General features: G+C 61.9%; 17 protein-coding genes. 6 read left to right on the forward strand and 11 right to left on the reverse strand.

From position 1 onward, the window contains the following. The first annotated feature begins 366 nt into the window (after positions 1 to 366). The 5 genes from ACP15H_RS19505 to ACP15H_RS19525 are packed head-to-tail and all read left to right on the forward strand — an operon-like array spanning position 367 to position 5,671. Positions 367 to 1,890, forward strand: a complete 1,524-nt coding sequence (locus tag ACP15H_RS19505) for an ABC transporter substrate-binding protein (protein ID WP_425067810.1) — start codon at positions 367 to 369, stop codon at positions 1,888 to 1,890. After that, positions 1,891 to 2,847, forward strand: coding sequence for an ABC transporter permease (locus ACP15H_RS19510; RefSeq protein WP_425067811.1), 957 nt, complete (start codon positions 1,891 to 1,893; stop codon positions 2,845 to 2,847). Continuing rightward, positions 2,828 to 3,694 (forward strand): ABC transporter permease, encoded by an 867-nt coding sequence (locus ACP15H_RS19515; protein ID WP_425067812.1) that lies wholly within the window; start codon positions 2,828 to 2,830, stop codon positions 3,692 to 3,694. Before ACP15H_RS19510 ends, ACP15H_RS19515 begins: the two co-directional genes overlap by 20 nt. Beyond that, on the forward strand, positions 3,694 to 4,683 hold the full coding sequence (locus tag ACP15H_RS19520; RefSeq protein WP_425067813.1) for an ABC transporter ATP-binding protein: 990 nt from the start codon (positions 3,694 to 3,696) through the stop codon (positions 4,681 to 4,683). The genes ACP15H_RS19515 and ACP15H_RS19520 overlap by 1 nt, the downstream gene beginning before the upstream one ends. Continuing rightward, positions 4,676 to 5,671 (forward strand): ABC transporter ATP-binding protein, encoded by a 996-nt coding sequence (locus ACP15H_RS19525; protein WP_425067814.1) that lies wholly within the window; start codon positions 4,676 to 4,678, stop codon positions 5,669 to 5,671. Before ACP15H_RS19520 ends, ACP15H_RS19525 begins: the two co-directional genes overlap by 8 nt. A gap of 293 nt (positions 5,672 to 5,964) precedes the next feature. On the opposite strand, the gene mgtA is transcribed toward ACP15H_RS19525, so the two are convergent. Next, positions 5,965 to 8,544, reverse strand: a complete 2,580-nt coding sequence (gene mgtA / locus ACP15H_RS19530) for a magnesium-translocating P-type ATPase (protein WP_425067815.1) — start codon at positions 8,542 to 8,544, stop codon at positions 5,965 to 5,967. Positions 8,545 to 8,692: 148 nt separating this feature from the next. On the opposite strand from mgtA, the gene ACP15H_RS19535 reads away from it, so the two are divergent. Beyond that, positions 8,693 to 8,986, forward strand: coding sequence for a hypothetical protein (locus ACP15H_RS19535; protein ID WP_425067816.1), 294 nt, complete (start codon positions 8,693 to 8,695; stop codon positions 8,984 to 8,986). Between the two features lie 250 nt (positions 8,987 to 9,236). On the opposite strand, the gene ACP15H_RS19540 is transcribed toward ACP15H_RS19535, so the two are convergent. The 10 genes from ACP15H_RS19540 to ACP15H_RS19585 all read right to left on the reverse strand — a co-directional run bounded on the left by ACP15H_RS19540 (position 9,237) and on the right by ACP15H_RS19585 (position 15,885). Continuing rightward, complete coding sequence (locus ACP15H_RS19540) at positions 9,237 to 9,686, reverse strand: pyridoxamine 5'-phosphate oxidase family protein (RefSeq protein ID WP_425067817.1); 450 nt, start codon at positions 9,684 to 9,686, stop codon at positions 9,237 to 9,239. Between the two features lie 70 nt (positions 9,687 to 9,756). After that, positions 9,757 to 9,909, reverse strand: coding sequence for a hypothetical protein (locus tag ACP15H_RS19545; RefSeq protein ID WP_425067818.1), 153 nt, complete (start codon positions 9,907 to 9,909; stop codon positions 9,757 to 9,759). 183 nt (positions 9,910 to 10,092) lie between these two features. Further along, positions 10,093 to 10,629: a hypothetical protein gene (locus tag ACP15H_RS19550; protein ID WP_425067819.1), complete on the reverse strand. Its 537-nt coding sequence runs from the start codon at positions 10,627 to 10,629 to the stop codon at positions 10,093 to 10,095. Beyond that, positions 10,626 to 11,342 carry a glycosyl hydrolase 108 family protein gene (locus ACP15H_RS19555; RefSeq protein ID WP_425067820.1) on the reverse strand — a complete coding sequence of 239 codons (717 nt, stop codon included), beginning with the start codon at positions 11,340 to 11,342 and terminating at the stop codon, positions 10,626 to 10,628. Before ACP15H_RS19555 ends, ACP15H_RS19550 begins: the two co-directional genes overlap by 4 nt. Beyond that, the gene (locus ACP15H_RS19560) at positions 11,339 to 11,566 is read right to left on the reverse strand and encodes a hypothetical protein (protein WP_425067821.1); all 228 of its coding nucleotides are present in this window, start codon (positions 11,564 to 11,566) and stop codon (positions 11,339 to 11,341) included. The genes ACP15H_RS19555 and ACP15H_RS19560 overlap by 4 nt, the downstream gene beginning before the upstream one ends. A 56-nt stretch (positions 11,567 to 11,622) precedes the next feature. Beyond that, entirely contained in the window at positions 11,623 to 13,269 is a 1,647-nt protein-coding gene (locus ACP15H_RS19565) for a hypothetical protein (RefSeq protein ID WP_425067822.1), read from the reverse strand. A 7-nt stretch (positions 13,270 to 13,276) separates the two neighbouring features. Next, positions 13,277 to 14,173 (reverse strand): hypothetical protein, encoded by an 897-nt coding sequence (locus ACP15H_RS19570; protein ID WP_425067823.1) that lies wholly within the window; start codon positions 14,171 to 14,173, stop codon positions 13,277 to 13,279. 8 nt (positions 14,174 to 14,181) lie between these two features. Beyond that, complete coding sequence (locus ACP15H_RS19575) at positions 14,182 to 14,412, reverse strand: hypothetical protein (RefSeq protein WP_425067824.1); 231 nt, start codon at positions 14,410 to 14,412, stop codon at positions 14,182 to 14,184. Beyond that, positions 14,412 to 15,227 (reverse strand): hypothetical protein, encoded by an 816-nt coding sequence (locus tag ACP15H_RS19580; protein WP_425067825.1) that lies wholly within the window; start codon positions 15,225 to 15,227, stop codon positions 14,412 to 14,414. The genes ACP15H_RS19575 and ACP15H_RS19580 overlap by 1 nt, the downstream gene beginning before the upstream one ends. Before the next feature lie 13 nt (positions 15,228 to 15,240). Beyond that, entirely contained in the window at positions 15,241 to 15,885 is a 645-nt protein-coding gene (locus tag ACP15H_RS19585) for a hypothetical protein (protein WP_425067826.1), read from the reverse strand. Positions 15,886 to 15,888 lie beyond the last annotated feature (3 nt).

Below are 15,888 nucleotides of genomic sequence, written 5' to 3' on the forward strand. Positions count from 1 at the left end.
AGGTGCCTCTTGTGCCTATCGAGAACCACGAGCCGACTGGGTTACGCGTTGGCGCCTGTGACTATTCGCAGAGCCTTGCCTGGCACAGCGTCTTGCTCCGAACCGACCACAGTCTCGCAACGAGCAAGACACGAGTTGCCGCGTAAGGTCTATTGAACAACGCGACACTGTTTACCCCATCGAAGGCTTGCTGAGGTCATAGGCACTTTCATTAATGGGATTTTGTCGACGCTGAGCGTGGCGGGTGTACGATCCGGCACCATCGACCAACGAAGATGTGATTGTTGACAATATTTTGTTGTCCCGAATAGTGGCTAACAAGAAGAAACGCTGACAGGGAGAATTGCGGTGCAGTGTCGTTACCCCATGTTGCGCGGACTACTGGCCTCAGGACTCACGCTCTTCGGTCTATTTGCAGGGTGCCCTGCGGCCGAGGCGCAGCAGCCGAAACGCGGTGGCACCCTAACGCTTGCGCTTGAAGCCGACTTCCCAAGCCTTGATCCCTTGCGTGTTACAGCCCTGGTCGAGCGACAAGTCGGCCTCGCGGTCATGGATCCTCTTTTCGACATTGACGAAAAGGGCGAGGTGAAGCCCATGCTGGCGACCGGCTACGAGGTCCTAGACGGCGGCAAGACCTACCGCATAACCCTGCGTGAAGGCGTCAAGTTCCACGATGGCACGGCCTTTGATGCCGACGCAGTTGTCTTCAATCTCGAGCGGTCCCTCGATCCCAAGAACGCCTGCCGCTGCCTCGCCAACATCGACAGCATTGTCGGAGTGAAGGCGGTCGATGCCAAAACGGTGGAATTCAAATTGAATCGGCCGGATGCCGTGTTGCCGGCCATTCTGTCCGATGCGGCAGGGCTGATGGTGTCGCCCACCGCGGTGCGGGCGGATGAAAAGGGAACGGCCAAGAAGCCGGTTGGAACGGGCCCGTTCGTTGTCAAGGAATGGCAGCAGGGCCACAAGATCGTTCTCGAACGCAATCCAAACTATTGGGTGAAAGACCAACCCTATCTTGATCGCGTTGTCATTCTACCGCTCGCGAACGAAGAGAGCCGTCAGTCCGGCCTCCTCTCCGGCTCGATCGATGTAATTGAATCGCCCAGTCCGCGGTTCGTCAGGGATGCCAGGCGCAACAAGAAGCTGAAGGTCTTGACAGGTGCAGGCCTCGGCACCGTGTTCCTGAAGATGAACACCCGCAACCCGCCGTTCGACGACGTACGAGTACGGCGGGCGATGGCATTTGCTACCGACCGCGATCTCTTTACTAAAGCTATCTATGACAACCAGTACCCCGTTGCGGATAGCCTGATCGGGCCTGGCATGTGGGCCCACTCGGCCGTGAAGAACTTTCCCAAATATGATCCCGCACAAGCGCGCAAGCTACTGGCCGAGTACGGTAAACCAGTCTCGTTCGCGCTGGGAATTTCGACGTCGCCGCACAATGCGTTGGCGGCGCAGGCGCTGCAGGAGATGTGGAAAGCAGTCGGGATCAACGCCGAGATCAAGCAGATCGAGCAGGCCCGCTTCATTCGCGATGCCCTAACCCACAATTTCCAGATGTCGCTGTTTCGGTGGGCGGGCCGTCCTGATCCAGATCTCAATCTCTATCGCGCCTTCCACTCCAAGTTCGCCAACGAAACGTCCTCCAACTACACGCAATTCACCAATTCAAGGATGGATGAGTTGCTGGAAAGGGGACGCAGCACGCTCGACCGGTCGGAACGCCAGAAGATTTACGACGAGGCCTCGGCTCTCCTGGCAGACGAGGTCCCTTATCTGTTTCTGTTTTACGCAACATTCCACACCGTGATGGCCGCCAAGGTCCATCCCGGACCCAACATTGCCGACGGTGTGCTCAGGCTCCAAACAGCCTGGGTGGAGTAAATGCTGAGAAGGAGCTTGCGCCTCGGGGGCACGCTCGTCGGCATTCTGTTCGCCGTTTCGCTCATCACCTTTCTCCTGATGAATCTCGCACCGGGAGATGCCGCCCTGGCAATCCTAGGAGAGACGGCAACGGCAGAATCGATCGCGACCCTGCGCCAGCGGCTCGGGCTAGATGTGCCGCTTCTCCAGCGCTATCTAAATTGGCTGGGCGGAGTGCTGACCGGCGACCTCGGAGAGTCCTTTCGCGCCAATGAGCCGGTGCTCGACGCCATCGTCGGGCGTTTTCCTGTGACCCTGCAATTGCTGCTGGGTGCGCAGGTGGTAGCGCTTGCCCTGGCGCTTCCCATCGGCATCTACACTGCCTATCGACCACGTAGCCTTGCCGACAAGACCGCCCTCGGCGTGGCCCTTGCCTTCGTCTCGACGCCGCCTTTCCTGATCGGCATCATTCTTATCTATGTTTTTGCCCTGCAGCTGGGCGTTCTACCCGCGACAGGTTACGTCCCGCTTGGTGAGGATCTGGTTGGCAATTTTTTGACGATGGTGCTGCCGATCGCCACACTCGGCCTGTTCGAGTTCCCGATTTATATGCGGCTCCTGCGCAGTGACATGATCCAGACGCTGCAGCAGAATTTTATCTTGTTGGCTCGTGCGATCGGCCTGCCGCCGTGGCGAATTCTGATCACCCATGCGCTACGCCCCTCGTCGCTTAGCTTGATAACCGTGGTAGGAATCAACATGGGCCGCCTGATCGGCGGCGCCGTGATCGTTGAAGTCTTGTTCGGTTTGCCCGGCGTCGGCCAGCTTCTGGTCGACGGCATCTACCAGCGCGAATACTTGGTGGTGCAGGGAGTGGTGCTCTTTGTTGGTGTCTTCTTTGTGCTGATCAATACCCTCGTCGACCTGCTCTACAGCATGCTGGATCCAAGAGTTCGCGTTGACAGTATCCGTCACTAAGCCCCCCGCGCATTTGGCGCCAATCGCTGCCCGCCAATGGTTCGGGCCGCTGGTCTATATTCCGGCAGCTTGGCTCGTGGTCGCGATCGCTGCGACGGTATTTGCTGGTTTGCTGCCGTTGCCCGACCCCTTCAAGCAGGCGTTGCTGCGCACTCTACAACCGCCGTCGGCAGCGCACTGGCTAGGTACCGACAGCCTCGGCCGGGACGTGTTCTCCCGGTCGATCGTTGGCCTGCGGGTGTCCCTAATTGTCGGCATTGGATCGGTGGCTTTCGGCCTTGCGCTGGGGGGGGCGCTCGGTCTGGTGTCTGGGTATTTCCGGGGACTGATCGATCTCTGGATTTCGGCCGTTATGACAGTGGTTCTTTCCTTTCCACCGCTAGTCCTTGCCATCGCGATCATGTCCTATGCCCAACCGTCTTTGGTGCTCGTCATTGTCGTGCTTGGCATTCTTTTCGTGCCCGCATTCGCGCGCATTGCTCGGGCCAACACGTTGAGCCTCGTGGAACGCGAGTTCGTGCTGGCGGCGCGGGCCATCGGGATGCGTGATGGATTTATCCTCTTGAGAGAAATTCTTCCCAATCTGGTAGCTCCGCTGGCGGCGTACAGCATGCTGATGGTGGCTGTTGCGATAATCGGTGAGGCTGCGTTGAGTTTCCTGGGACTTAGTGTTCCACCACCTCAGCCCACCCTGGGCGGCATGATCGCGGCCGAGCGGGCCAATCTTCTGGACGCACCCTGGTCGGTCTTCGGGCCGGCAGGCTTCCTGTTTCTGACAATCCTGTCGCTCAATATCGTGGGCGATCAGGTACAGCGCAGGCTGGATGGGCGGGAGGCGGCTATTTGATGGAAGCTTTGCCGCTTCTTTCGGTACGGGACCTCAGGAGCTACCTGCGCACGCCGCGCGGCATGGTTCGCGCAGTGGACGGCGTCTCTTTCGACCTGCACGCCGGCGAAACCCTTGGCGTGGTGGGAGAAACCGGTTGTGGCAAGTCGGTTCTCGCGCGCTCCATCATGGGGCTCCTGCCCGATTCCGTTCTCGTCAAGGAGAGTGGCGAGATACGCTTTGGCGAGTACGACCTGCGCCAGGCCGGCGAGCGCGAGCTCCGACGTATCCGCGGCCGCGAGATCGCCATGATCTTTCAGGATCCCATGACCTCGCTGAACCCCGTGATGCGCATCGGAGCACAGATCGAGCAGGTCCTGCGACTGCATCTCGGCTTTGGCGCTCGACAGGCGCAGGAGCGAGCGGTCGAACTGCTCGATTCGGTTGGCATTGCCTCGGCACGACGCCGGGCAGCAAACTATCCGCACGAAATGTCAGGAGGAATGCGCCAGCGGGTAATGATTGCCATCGCGCTTGCCTGCGATCCAAAGCTTCTAATCGCCGACGAACCGACCACCGCTCTCGATGTGACCGTGCAAGCACAGATCCTCAACCTGCTCCAAGAACAGCAGGAAAAACGGCGCATGGCATTGATCCTCATCACTCACAATCTGGGAGTTGTCGCTGGAATGGCCGACAAAGTAGCAGTGATGTACGCCGGTCGCTTTGTTGAACACGGCGTAACCTCTGATCTACTCACAGAACCGCGCATGCCCTACACGGCGGCATTGCTCCGTGCGGCACCGCGGCTTGCCGATCCACCCCACACAAAACTCGAAGCAATAGGCGGGCGGCCGCCGATCCTGATAGATCCACCGGCAGGCTGCCGGTTTGCGTCGCGCTGTCCGCGTTCGCAGAGGGATTGTGAGCGCGATCCACCGGAGACTTTCCACGCCCAGAGCGGCCGCCGCTATACTTGTTGGCATCCGATAGGTTTGTCCGATGGATGAAAATAGCACGCAGGTTTCGCGCGGTGAACGGACCGATATGGTTCTGTCTGTGCGTGATCTCACGAAGACCTTTGCAGCTCCGGGCGGCATGACCGTGCAGGCGGTCGCCGGAATCAGCTTCGACATTGCTGCCGGTGAAACCCTGGGGTTGGTGGGCGAATCGGGCTGCGGCAAAACAACGGTGGGCCGCGCGCTCATTCAATTGCCACCGCCAACCTCGGGAGAAATCCTGCTCGAAGGAAGGTCGCTCTGCGGGCTTACCCGAGACACGCTGCGCCCGCTCAGGCCGCGCATGCAGATGGTCTTTCAGGATCCCGTATCTTCTCTCAACCCCAAGCGCACGATCTCCGATATTGTAGAAGTACCCCTTGTCGTTGCGGGGGGGCACAGCCGGGTGAAACGTGACCAGCTTGTTCGCGAGATGCTGGATGCCGTAGGGCTCGATCCTGATGTTGTCTGGAACCGGCGCCCTCACGAACTCTCCGGCGGGCAATGTCAGCGCGTCAGCATCGCACGGGCTCTGATCTTGCGACCACGGCTTCTGATTTGCGACGAACCGGTGTCATCGCTGGATGTTTCTGTTCAGGCACAGATCCTCAACCTGCTCGAGGATGCGAAGCAGCGTTTCGGGCTCACGATGCTGTTCATTGCTCACGATCTCGCGGTGGTGAAAAACATCAGCGACCGCGTGGCAGTGATGTATTTGGGCCGCATCTGTGAGATTGCACCGTCGGATCGGCTCTACGGACATGCAGCTCATCCGTACACACAGGCGCTGCTTTCGGCTGTACCCGAAGCGCGCCCGCAACCAAAGCGCAAGTCAGGCCAGATCATAACAGGTGAGGTGCCGTCCCCTCTGGAACCACCCTCTGGCTGTCGGTTTCGTACCCGCTGCCCAAAGGCGACCGACCTCTGTGCCTCTCAGGAACCGCTCTTGCGACGCATTGGCTATGATCACGTTGTCGCCTGTCACTTCGCAAGCGAGTAGACGTCGATACCGACCAGCACAATTTCCTCAGCCGTTGACACCCGGTACGCCACTACATTCGATGCCATGCCAGCGAGCGTCCCGAGCAACAGCAAGAGCGCTCGAAGAGCACGGCGCGGCCTTCCGGGGGGCGTATGGTCAAAGTGTTCGCCCGACCGACGACACCCGCGTCTTGATTGGCGATACCTCGACGTGGAGGACCAGGCTCAGGAAATCGATCATCGGAGATCAGCTTAGCTGATGTCATCCGTCATACCGGCACGGATGGAGCATTCGGCGGAGACACTGGGCGATCAGGGCGCGCGCGCCGCAATGCCGGGCTCTCGCGTGGCTCTCTCCCGATAGAACCATGCTTTCGCCACTTCCGTAGCTGCAATGTAGCCAATGACAATTGCGATGATGGTCCCCATCTGAAGCGCCGAGAGAGGCACAAAGCCGAAGGTTGAACTCAGGGGCCCGAGGAACGGGATTGTGAAGGTCACGGTGGCCACCGCCAGCGTTGACCACAATAGCAATCGGCTGGGGTTGCTGCGAAAGGCCGGCTTGTGGGTTCGCAGGACGAGGACGACCGCAAGTTCTGTCAGAAGTGAAATCATGAACCACGAAGTTTGAAAGGTCGCTTCGTTTGCATGGAATCCCAGCAGCAGAATGGCAAAGGTCAACAGATCGAAGACCGAGCTGATCAGACCGAAGACGACCATGAACTTCTGGATGTCCTTGATGTTCCATCGCTGCGGCCGTGAAACCCGATCCGGATCGACATTGTCGCTGGAGATCGCGATCGAAGGCAGATCGGAGAGAAAGTTGTTCAGCAGGATCTGCTTGGCGACAAGAGGCAGGAACACCAACAGAGGCGTTGCCAGGGCCATGCTCACCATGTTGCCAAAGTTAGCGCTGGTGGTGATCGAGATGTACTTTAGCGTATTGGCGAAAGTCCGGCGGCCATCTTCCACGCCTGAGCGCAGCACATCCAGGTCGCGGCTCAGGAGAATGATGTCGGCACTCTCGCGGGCGACATCCACAGCCTCCTCGACGGAAATGCCGACATCGGCCGCATGTAAGGCCGGCGCATCGTTGATACCATCGCCGAGATAGCCGACCGAGTGGCCAGTCCGCTGCAGGGCACGGACAATCCTCTCCTTTTGCTGCGGATCGATCTCGACGAAAAGATCGGTGCGCGGTGCGAGATGCCATAAGGCCTCGTCCTTGAGCGTCGCCAGCTCTTCTCCAGTGAGCATCGCTTTGGCGTCGAGGCCAACCGCCGCCGCCATGTGCGCCGTCACATAGCGATTGTCGCCGCTGATCACCTTGATGCTGATTCCGAGACGGTTGAGGTCGCTTATCGTGCGTTGTGCGTCCACCTTGGGTGGGTCGTAAAAGACGAGAAAGCCCCGAAAGGTCATTTCCCGTTCGTCGTCGCGGTCGTAGTCTGCCTTCGCGGCCACCTTGCGGGTGGCAACGGCCAGAACACGAAATCCTTCAGCGCCCTTGGCCTTGAAGACCGCCTCTAGTTCTGCTCGCCCCGCGGCATCCAGCGGAGCTTCGACGCCATCGCGGTCAAGCAACGAGCAGATGTCGAGCACGTTGGAGAACGCACCCTTGGTGATAACGTGATGTTGCGAGGGCGCGTCGTCCTTGGCAACTACGATGGTGAGCCGACGTCGCAGGAAGTCGTAGGGAATTTCGTCGAACTTGGAGAAGCCTCGCGTTGTCAGCCCGGTGCTCTCGCCTGCGGTCACGATTGCAGCGTCGAGCGGATTCTCGATACCAGTCTCGAACGCTGCGTTGAGAAACGCCAGCCGTCGTACCTCATTCGAAGGCCGGTTTTCAGCATCGAGGACGTCGCTCAGTATGATGGTCCCTTCGGTGAGCGTGCCCGTCTTGTCGGTGCACAGTATGTCCATGCTGCCAAGGTTCTCAATGGCATCGAGCCGGCGGACGATGACGCCGCGCTTGCTCATGGCCCGCGCACCCGCAGAAAGGGTCACGCTGATGATCGCGGGCAACAGTTCCGGCGACAGCCCTACCGCTAACGCCACGGCGAAAAGCAGCGACTCAACTACGGGGCGGCCGAGAAGCAGGTTCGCCGTCAGCACGAACAGCACGATGACCACCATCACGCGAATGAGCAGATAGCCGAACTGCCGCACGCCGCGCGCGAAATCGGTCTCGGGCGGGCGTGCTCTCAGCTGCGCCGCAATAGCACCGAACTCGGTCCGGCGGCCCGTCTTCACGACGAGGATTCTCCCGGTGCCGCTGCGAACCGATGCGCCGAGAAAGACCCCATTGGTCCGGGCCGCGATGGGCGCATCGGGCGAGATAATCCCGGGCCGCTTTTCGACTGGAAAGGACTCGCCAGTCATACTGGCCTCGCTGACAAGGAAGTCCTGCGCCTCGATAACCAGGCCATCGGCCGGGATCAGGTTTCCAGCAGAGAGAAGAATGTGGTCGCCGGGCACGATCGTGCGGACCGGAACTGCCCGCTCCACACCGTCCCGGACTACGCGGCACGTCAGCGCGAGGCGCTTCTTGAGTTCTTCGACCGCCGTGGAGGCTCTGTATTCCTGAAAGAAGCTGAGGAGTGAACTGCCAAGGACGATTGCTAGGATGATGGCCGCGTCCACCCATTGCTGCAGCACTAGCGAGATTACGGCGGCGAATGCCAGGATGAGGACGAGTGGGCTTTCGAACTGGCGAAGCAGCAACCGAATTGCGCTTAGGCGCGGCGCATCTTCAATGCTGTTGGGGCCAACAAGCGCAAGCTGCGTTGCAGCTCGATCGGATGCAAGACCGTCGGGCCCAGACTGGAGGGATGACGCCAACTCGGCTGCGTCCCGACTCCAGTATGGAGATTCGTGTCCTGACTCGCTCATGTATGTGTCCGATTTTGGAACTCCGTCGATCCTGTGGAGGGTGGCTCGCCGCTGGTCCCTATCGCAAGAGAGTTGTCCCCGTATGAGTACGTGTCCAAGCTGTTGTTTGACGAGGAGGCCAAGGACTAGGCGGCTGGGAAGGCCCAAAATGGACCCTGCCATCGGTACTCTGATTCGTCAGATGACTAGGTCATCAAACGCCCGGATCAAGATCCTTGACCGCTTGTACGTGCTGCGTAATCAGCTGCTACATGGCGGCGCGACCTGGAATAGCTCCGTCAATCGCAGCCAAGTTCGCGACGGCGCCGCCGTGCTTAGTCGCCTCACCCTGGAGCTCGAACTCGTCGCCCTGCGACATCAATTGACCGTCCTGCGCCGGCAACGTCCCGGCCGGCGCCATCTCTACGAGCGTCGCGCGGCCTGCACTTTTTGCAGCGATTGAACCTGCACCGTCTTCGCAGTGAGGTCGCCGTCGCGGTCCGCTATTGCGTCGCTCGGAGGTCGGCGCGCCCAGGACCCATGCCGGAAAGCCGCGCCGCAAGAGAACGGCGAGCTCTTCAATTATCGAATATCATCAAGCGTGACCTGCATCGTCACACCGATTGCATGGCCGGATGGCTTCTTGAGCAAGGACAGATTGGTCAGTGCGCGGCCTCGGCTGCCTGCAGTCGCAACCTTTGATTCGTAGATTCTTACCCTGGCGTTCCGCGACGGCCACTGATCTGGTCAATGCGGATGCGAAAATACAGAGTTTCGAGCGGGCGCTCCTTGCCGTCCACGATGGTCTTCACAAAGCCGGGCTCCCACCACACCGGGCGTCTTTGGATCAGGGCGTGAGCGTAGGAAATCAACGTCTCATTTTCTTCTGTAGGCGGAAGCTCTTCAAACCGCCCGAGAACGATGACGGTTTCCCATTCCTGACTCGTCACCAGATCGTCCACTTCGACGCAGACCCTAGGATCTGCTCGCATCCAGGCGATCTTCTGGCCCTCGGTAGAAAAACTGTAGAGATAGTCGACATTGTAGGCGAACAGCATTGGCACAATGTAGGGTTGGCCATCGTGGACGTAACCCAGACGGGCCACGCGCGCGCGTTTCAGGAGCTCTATGCTCGCCTGGCGCGTCATGCTTTCAATCAACATCGCGACCACCTGCGTTAACTGGTGTTTCCCCGAATTGCTTCCGATAGTCTAGCCGCAAGCGACGCTTGGCTCAGTTGCGGAAGAGTGGCTTCCTTCCAGCCGCCGGGCGCTGCACTGGCTGAGCCGCGGCACTCGCTTGGCTCTCTTCCGCCTGCCGCACCTGTCCAAGTTTCGGTTGTGCGGCTTGATTGTCGGTAGTTTGCAGCGTCTTGCTTTCAGTCATGGAGAGCTCCTCTGAGTCTCAAAGGGCAGATGGCGACAACCTATGGCCGCAGAGTGCTTCGACGTGCACTCCCACCGCGACGATCAACGAATGGATCCACTGAAGGTTCCCCAATACGACAAATCCCGGCAGATGCGACGCGAGCACTGCAGCAGTTATGGAGAGCAACTGCCATTCACATGGTCATTTCTGTGCCAGCGCTTTCTCCAGCGCGGCATTCTTCTGCATCGAACCGTTGGACGAGCCGACCCAGTACGCAACGACACTCGAGGCCATGCCAGCGAGCGTGCCCAGCAGTAGCGTGACCATATCGCGCTGGTTGACCGGCACCTCTTCCCTAATAACCAGCCACAGCATAACGGCGAAGCCCACCAACACGATGGCCGACACCAAGACGGCGCCGTAGGCGATCGGGCTCTTTGCTTCGGCCAGGCGTACCGTCTGCTCTCGGGCACTCTGCACGTCGCGGATCTGGGCCAGGATGGCCTCATGCTCGAGCCGCCGGGCATCGGCCTCAGCCTGGATCAGCGCAGTCTTGAACTGCAGGGCCGTGTTGGGATCACGCGCGATCGCAGCCTCGATGCCCGAGGGGTCATCGGTGCCGAGGATCTCGCGGGCGATGCCGGTCACCTTCTCGACCGCGCCGCCGGTCTTGTCGCCCAGGATCCAGCTGGCAACCGTAGGCGCAATGCCCAGCAGCAGGGGAACAAGAGGTATCATGCAGCCTCCAGGGTGATGCCGAGCGCGGCGAGGGTCTTCGGGCCAGCAACTCCATCCGCCGTCAATCCTCTTGCCTTCTGGAAGGCGATGACGGCCCGCTCGGTGGCGGGCCCAAAGTCGCCGTCAGCGACGACACCAATAGCGGCCTGCAGCTTCTTGATGGCACGGCCCTTCTCGCCCCTGACGAGGATGCCGTCGGCGTCAGCGGGCGTGAGCTGTGAGAACCCCGCGACCGGCGTGCCCGTTGGCCGCCACCACTCGGTGATGCGATTGGCCCAACCCGTCGCGAAGACTGCCTGGGAATGGTCATTGCCGACGATGCGGAGGAAGTTGTCCAGGCGCTCACAGATCAGCGGCCAGAACAGCGTGGACTGGTCGACCATGCCCAACTTCTGCGCCCCCAGCACAACCATCAGTGCCTTGACCGCGCGGCCGGAACCGCTGTTCGCCGAATAGTCAAACAGGAACTCGAGCACCATGGGATCCGTCACACCCTCCAGGCCCCGGAAGAACACGGCGCGGTAGATCTGCCTCGCCTCCGGGATCGTCAGTGTCTCCACCTCGGCCGGGGGCACGGCATAGCCACGCCATGACGAGAGGGTAGCCTGGGTGATGCCGTACTTCGTCGGACCGCCTCGGTCGTTTGGATGGTTCGAGTAGCCTGCCTCACGGCGGATCACGTCCGTGATGAGATTGTCGATTGCGTCGCTCATGGTGTGCCTCCGATCTTGTGCAGCTTGTCGAACAGCGCCCAGAGCCCCGCGACCGCCATTGCCATGACACCGCCGACCTTGAGCGACAGCCACAAGGCGCCCTTGCCCATGTCGGCAATGCTCATGAGGTGATCGAGCTTGCGCTCGATGGACCTCAGGGACTCCTGCTGGCCGGCCACGATCTGCTCGACCTTCACCAGCCGGTCGCGCTCTTCCAACGTCATGATTCTCCGCTCCTTTGGTGCGTACCTGGCCGCGTCTCAGGACTGAGCGACATCGATCAGCCCCAGCCGCGATCGGCGACGAAGGCGTATTTCCAGCTTCCAGCGGTCACGGACGCGGTGGTGACGCCAGAGGTGCGGATGGTCACGACATAGCCAGCGCTCTGGCCCAGCTGAATGCCGATGAGCTTCGAAGTCGTCACGACGGGCATCGGGATATAGAGCGTACTGTAGGCCGAAGCGTGCCCCTCGGTGATCTGGTCGCCGGCAGAGTAGCCATGCTCCGGCGTGACGTTCTCGACGATGAACTTTGCCACGTTCGGCTTGATGCCGAGGTTGTGGTTCGCCGAGGTGAATGTGGCGGCTGTCGGAAGCGTTGTGGTGAAGGCCGAGACGAAGCGGGCGTTGTAGGCATAGGCCACGGTGCTGATCACGCCACTGCCGTCCGTGGCGGCCTCGCCGACCATGACGACGAAGGCCTCCGCCGCCGAGCTGCCGTTGCCGAGATAGCCCTTCATCTCGCCGATGTTGAAAGTGAACTGGCCGTTGGCTGTGCCGGGGGTGCCGCCCTCCTGGTAGACCGGCGCGAGGATGGTGCTGCCGGGCGTCAGCGCGCCATCGGCGCCGACGGCCACATAGAGGAAGTTCGGCGTCGCGGCCGTGCGACTGGCCGTGAGACCGGTCCATTGGAGGTTCGCCAGGCTGACGCCGACGCGATCGTTCGGCCGCCCCTGCCAGTCCCAGCCGTTGGCCGCCGTCGCGACGAAGCGTGCCGTGGCAGTCACATTCTGCATCGTCAGGCTGAGTGCACCGTTGGTCGAGGGCAGGAACGTCGGCAGCCCCGCGCTCGAGACCGGGCCTGCGGCGACAGTCTGGCGCCGGCCGGTGCGCGGTTCAGGCACTGAGTTGAGGTAGGAAACGCGCCAGGTGTCGCCAGGCTCATCCCATTCCACGTCGAAACGGACACCACCCGGGATCCTCTTCACCGCGGCATCGGCGCCCCCGTCGATCCCGTCGCCGGCTGCCGGGGTCAGCACGATGCCATACTGACCGGAGCTAAGGCCGAGGCCACCGACCTTGAAGCCGTGTCCCACACCGGTGGCGTCGTGCGCCAGCAGCGTGAAGGTGCGATCGGCGGCGGCATTGTTCTGGGTGAAAATGCCGCTGATGTCGGCTGCGGCGATTGTCTTGTTCGCAGCACCGATAGCGGTCCACGGCCGGCGTGCATCGGGAAAATACGCATCCTTGACGGCATCGTAGACGCCGATGCGGGTGTTGGTGGCGGCGCCGGTGGCCAGCCGGTCGATCCACGAGACGGCAAGGCCGGCGGCATGGTCCCACCAGCGCGAGCCGGTGCGGACCCACCACGGGCGGGTTGCACCCAGGTTGCCCGCGATCAGCCCCGACAATACGTCGGCCGAGGCGATCGAGAAGACGTAGTAGACGTCGGACGCCTGCCAATCGATCGCCGCACCCGCGTTGCTGCTCTTCCTGACCGTGCGCGTGAGCGTGCGTGGTGGCCCGATGGTGAGCGTCCCGGTGCAGAACTCCCACCTGGTCTTGGCGAGGTTCGAAACGAAGTAGGCAACCGTGTCGCCGTTGGCAAAATCCTGCGCGAAAGTGCGCGAGTAGCCCACGGCGCCGACAAGCGTGTAGCTGCCGGTCCCCGTGGTCGACGAGGACTCCATGACTGAATCGGCAAACATCGGTGCCTCAGAGTTTTTCGAGGAGAGTGAAGGTAAATCCCCACATCATCCGGCCGTTCAGGAACAGCGGCCGTGGGGTGAAATCATGGCTGCCCTGTATCAGCAGGCCCTGCATCGACCAGGTATGGAAGCGGGCCAGTTCCCCAGGGTCGAGGCAGCAGATCAGATCGCCCGCGAGCCCATGCAGCCGGGCGAACTGCATCGCGCCCTCGTGCGCCTCGTCCTGATCCATGGCACCAAAGGGCAGCACGAAGCGCCGCTTCCGATAGGGCCGGGGGTCGGTGAAGGTTTGCCCGTAGGGCGTCGGCTCCTGGACATCGTCCGGCATCCAGCCGACCGCGCCGCTAAAATCGCAGTTGAGCGAGGGCTGAAAGGCAACACCCAGCACGAGCCGCCCGGCTTCGAGCCAGGTCGTGGTCGGCGCAGGATCGGCGAACTCGATACGCCACCAGCGATGATCCCCGATCGAAGTCCAGCGAACCAGGGCAAGATGGTGCGCCCAGGCGGCGTCCGTGGGCTTCACGCCACCCGCCCACACGCTCTGCCAGCCAGTATCCGAGGCCGCCGTGACCCCGACATCGGCGAGCGATGCGTATCCCCTCACCCGCCACAGGCCGGCGCCGCTCAGATTATGGCCGACGAGGGCGGCCGCGTTGCAGCCCAGGCCCGACGCCAGGGTGATGTCGATGTATTGCCCGGTAGTCGAGGTCGAACGCCACTTCTTCGAGGGCTCCGGGCTCTGCAGATTGGACACCGGTAGCGTCGTCACCGCGCTGCTGGCCACCAGCGTGGCGAGATCGCTGTAGCGCGGCGACAAAAGCAGGAGGTGCTCGGCCCTGCCGGTGGGCATGGCATAGGGCGCCACGGCGACCGGAAGCGCACCGTAGGGATATGGCAAGGTCATGGGCCGCGTTAGGCGTCGACGGGATCCAGCGCGGCCGGGAACGACGGATCGGCGCTGTCCAGTCGCGGAAGTGCGGCCAGGAACTCGGCGTGCATCGCATAGGCCGGATGGGCCAGCACGCCAGCCGGGAGAATGAAGACGCCGCCCAGCCGCTCAATGGGCTCCAGCGCATAAGGTGGCAACGCCGGACCACGGACATGGGCCGCCTCGTCGGCGGTGAGGACGATGAACACTGGCATCAGACGTTTGCTCCCACGGCGGTGGCCCACGCCTGCACGGCGTTGTACTGGGCCAGCTCCTGAGCCGCGCTGAGGGTGGCGCCCACGGTCATGAAGCCGATCGACGTGGCGCGGGGAGCCGTAAAGACGCCTGCGTTGTTGTATCCGCCGGCAAAGATCGGGACGACGGGCAGACTTGCCGAGCCGAACACCGTCGGAGCGACGGTCTGCACCATGGCCACCCCGTTCTTGTAGCCATAGCTGTTGGCACCCGACGCTGCATCACGCGAGCCGGCCGTGTAGCCCGCGCTGGTCGCCGCGGGGAGCGTGTAGGTGCCGGAAGAGGAGTTGGCGTCGAGATAGGCCACGCTGCCATTGCGCGGACGCACGCGGAGGTTTCTGTTCGAGCTTGAGACGGCACCTGCCGCGTACGTGTTGCCCGACAGATTGTCGCGCAGATAGACCGCGAGACGAAAATTGTGCGTGCTGGCCGCGATCTTGTGCGTAGAGGGAATGAATCCGGTGTTGAGATATCTGGATGTGCCGTCGGTCGCAAAATGCCGGCGTGCCGTGAAGACCGGTGCGTTGACCAGTGTCACAGTGCGCCACTGCTTGAGCGACACGGTCGCCTGGATCAGGTTCTCGCCCCAGAACGGCCAGTAGTCGTCGGTCAGCGGCCACGCGCCACTCGCCTTCTCGTCCGCCACGAAGCGCGACGCGATGGAAAGGATCGCGATGGAGATACTGCCGCCGGCGGCGACGATGGTGTCGCGCCACGACAGTACGTCCGCATCCACCTGCCCCATGACGCCGAGGCGGCGGGCAATCGAACTCATCGTGGCCCCTCGCCTAGTAATTCTGCGCGACGATCGACATCAGCCACGTCGTGCCGCCGTCGAAGGTCACGAAGTTGAGCAGATCGCGTGTGCCGTTGGTGCTGGACGGCGCGTAGGTGCCGTTCAAGGCGGTGACGTTGCCGGGCATCGTCACGGTGCGGGCAGTGCCGTCCGCGGTAAACTCCACCGTGAAGCCCGAGGCGAAGCCTGGCAGCGCGTTGGCTATGGTGACGCCCGTCACGTCGGCATTGAGCGCGACCTTGTGCACGGTGCCCAGCAGAAGATCGACGGTGAGCGCGCCTCCGGAAATGGTCGGCGCGGCGACCGCTTCGAGAGAGCCCAGGAGGGTGAGCACGGCCGCCGGCGCCACCAACGAGATCGTCTTGGTACCGGCCGAGAAGGACACGGCGGCACCGGTGCTGGATTTGAGCGGGGCGGCGCGCGCGATGCTGCCGGCGCCGGCGCTGACGTAGGTGCAGAGCGCGATCTCCCACTCAGCGGCCGTCGCGTGTTCGATCAAGCCCCAGAAGGTATCGCCGTTGGCGAAGCCGGCACCGGACAGGGACAGCATCCTCGACGTGGCCCCCGCGAGCGTGAGCCCTCCCGTTCCGGTGCTGGTCGTCGTCTCCTGCACGCGGTCGAGTATCCTGTGCGCCATTCG

The organism is Reyranella sp. (assembly GCF_965249915.1).
In the GTDB taxonomy this organism is placed as follows: Bacteria; Pseudomonadota; Alphaproteobacteria; order Reyranellales; family Reyranellaceae; genus Reyranella.

Excerpts from the sequence above, each read along its gene's own strand:
- ACP15H_RS19505 (WP_425067810.1), top strand. The coding sequence starts at position 367 with ATGTTGCGCGGACTACTGGCCTCAGGACTCACGCTCTTCGGTCTATTT.
- ACP15H_RS19510 (WP_425067811.1), top strand. The coding sequence starts at position 1,891 with ATGCTGAGAAGGAGCTTGCGCCTCGGGGGCACGCTCGTCGGCATTCTG.
- ACP15H_RS19520 (WP_425067813.1), top strand. The coding sequence starts at position 3,694 with ATGGAAGCTTTGCCGCTTCTTTCGGTACGGGACCTCAGGAGCTACCTG.
- ACP15H_RS19525 (WP_425067814.1), top strand. The coding sequence starts at position 4,676 with ATGGATGAAAATAGCACGCAGGTTTCGCGCGGTGAACGGACCGATATG.
- mgtA (WP_425067815.1), bottom strand. The coding sequence starts at position 8,544 with ATGAGCGAGTCAGGACACGAATCTCCATACTGGAGTCGGGACGCAGCC.
- ACP15H_RS19535 (WP_425067816.1), top strand. The coding sequence starts at position 8,693 with ATGGACCCTGCCATCGGTACTCTGATTCGTCAGATGACTAGGTCATCA.
- ACP15H_RS19540 (WP_425067817.1), bottom strand. The coding sequence starts at position 9,686 with ATGTTGATTGAAAGCATGACGCGCCAGGCGAGCATAGAGCTCCTGAAA.
- ACP15H_RS19545 (WP_425067818.1), bottom strand. The coding sequence starts at position 9,909 with ATGACTGAAAGCAAGACGCTGCAAACTACCGACAATCAAGCCGCACAA.
- ACP15H_RS19550 (WP_425067819.1), bottom strand. The coding sequence starts at position 10,629 with ATGATACCTCTTGTTCCCCTGCTGCTGGGCATTGCGCCTACGGTTGCC.
- ACP15H_RS19555 (WP_425067820.1), bottom strand. The coding sequence starts at position 11,342 with ATGAGCGACGCAATCGACAATCTCATCACGGACGTGATCCGCCGTGAG.
- ACP15H_RS19560 (WP_425067821.1), bottom strand. The coding sequence starts at position 11,566 with ATGACGTTGGAAGAGCGCGACCGGCTGGTGAAGGTCGAGCAGATCGTG.
- ACP15H_RS19565 (WP_425067822.1), bottom strand. The coding sequence starts at position 13,269 with ATGTTTGCCGATTCAGTCATGGAGTCCTCGTCGACCACGGGGACCGGC.
- ACP15H_RS19570 (WP_425067823.1), bottom strand. The coding sequence starts at position 14,173 with ATGACCTTGCCATATCCCTACGGTGCGCTTCCGGTCGCCGTGGCGCCC.
- ACP15H_RS19575 (WP_425067824.1), bottom strand. The coding sequence starts at position 14,412 with ATGCCAGTGTTCATCGTCCTCACCGCCGACGAGGCGGCCCATGTCCGT.
- ACP15H_RS19580 (WP_425067825.1), bottom strand. The coding sequence starts at position 15,227 with ATGAGTTCGATTGCCCGCCGCCTCGGCGTCATGGGGCAGGTGGATGCG.
- ACP15H_RS19585 (WP_425067826.1), bottom strand. The coding sequence starts at position 15,885 with ATGGCGCACAGGATACTCGACCGCGTGCAGGAGACGACGACCAGCACC.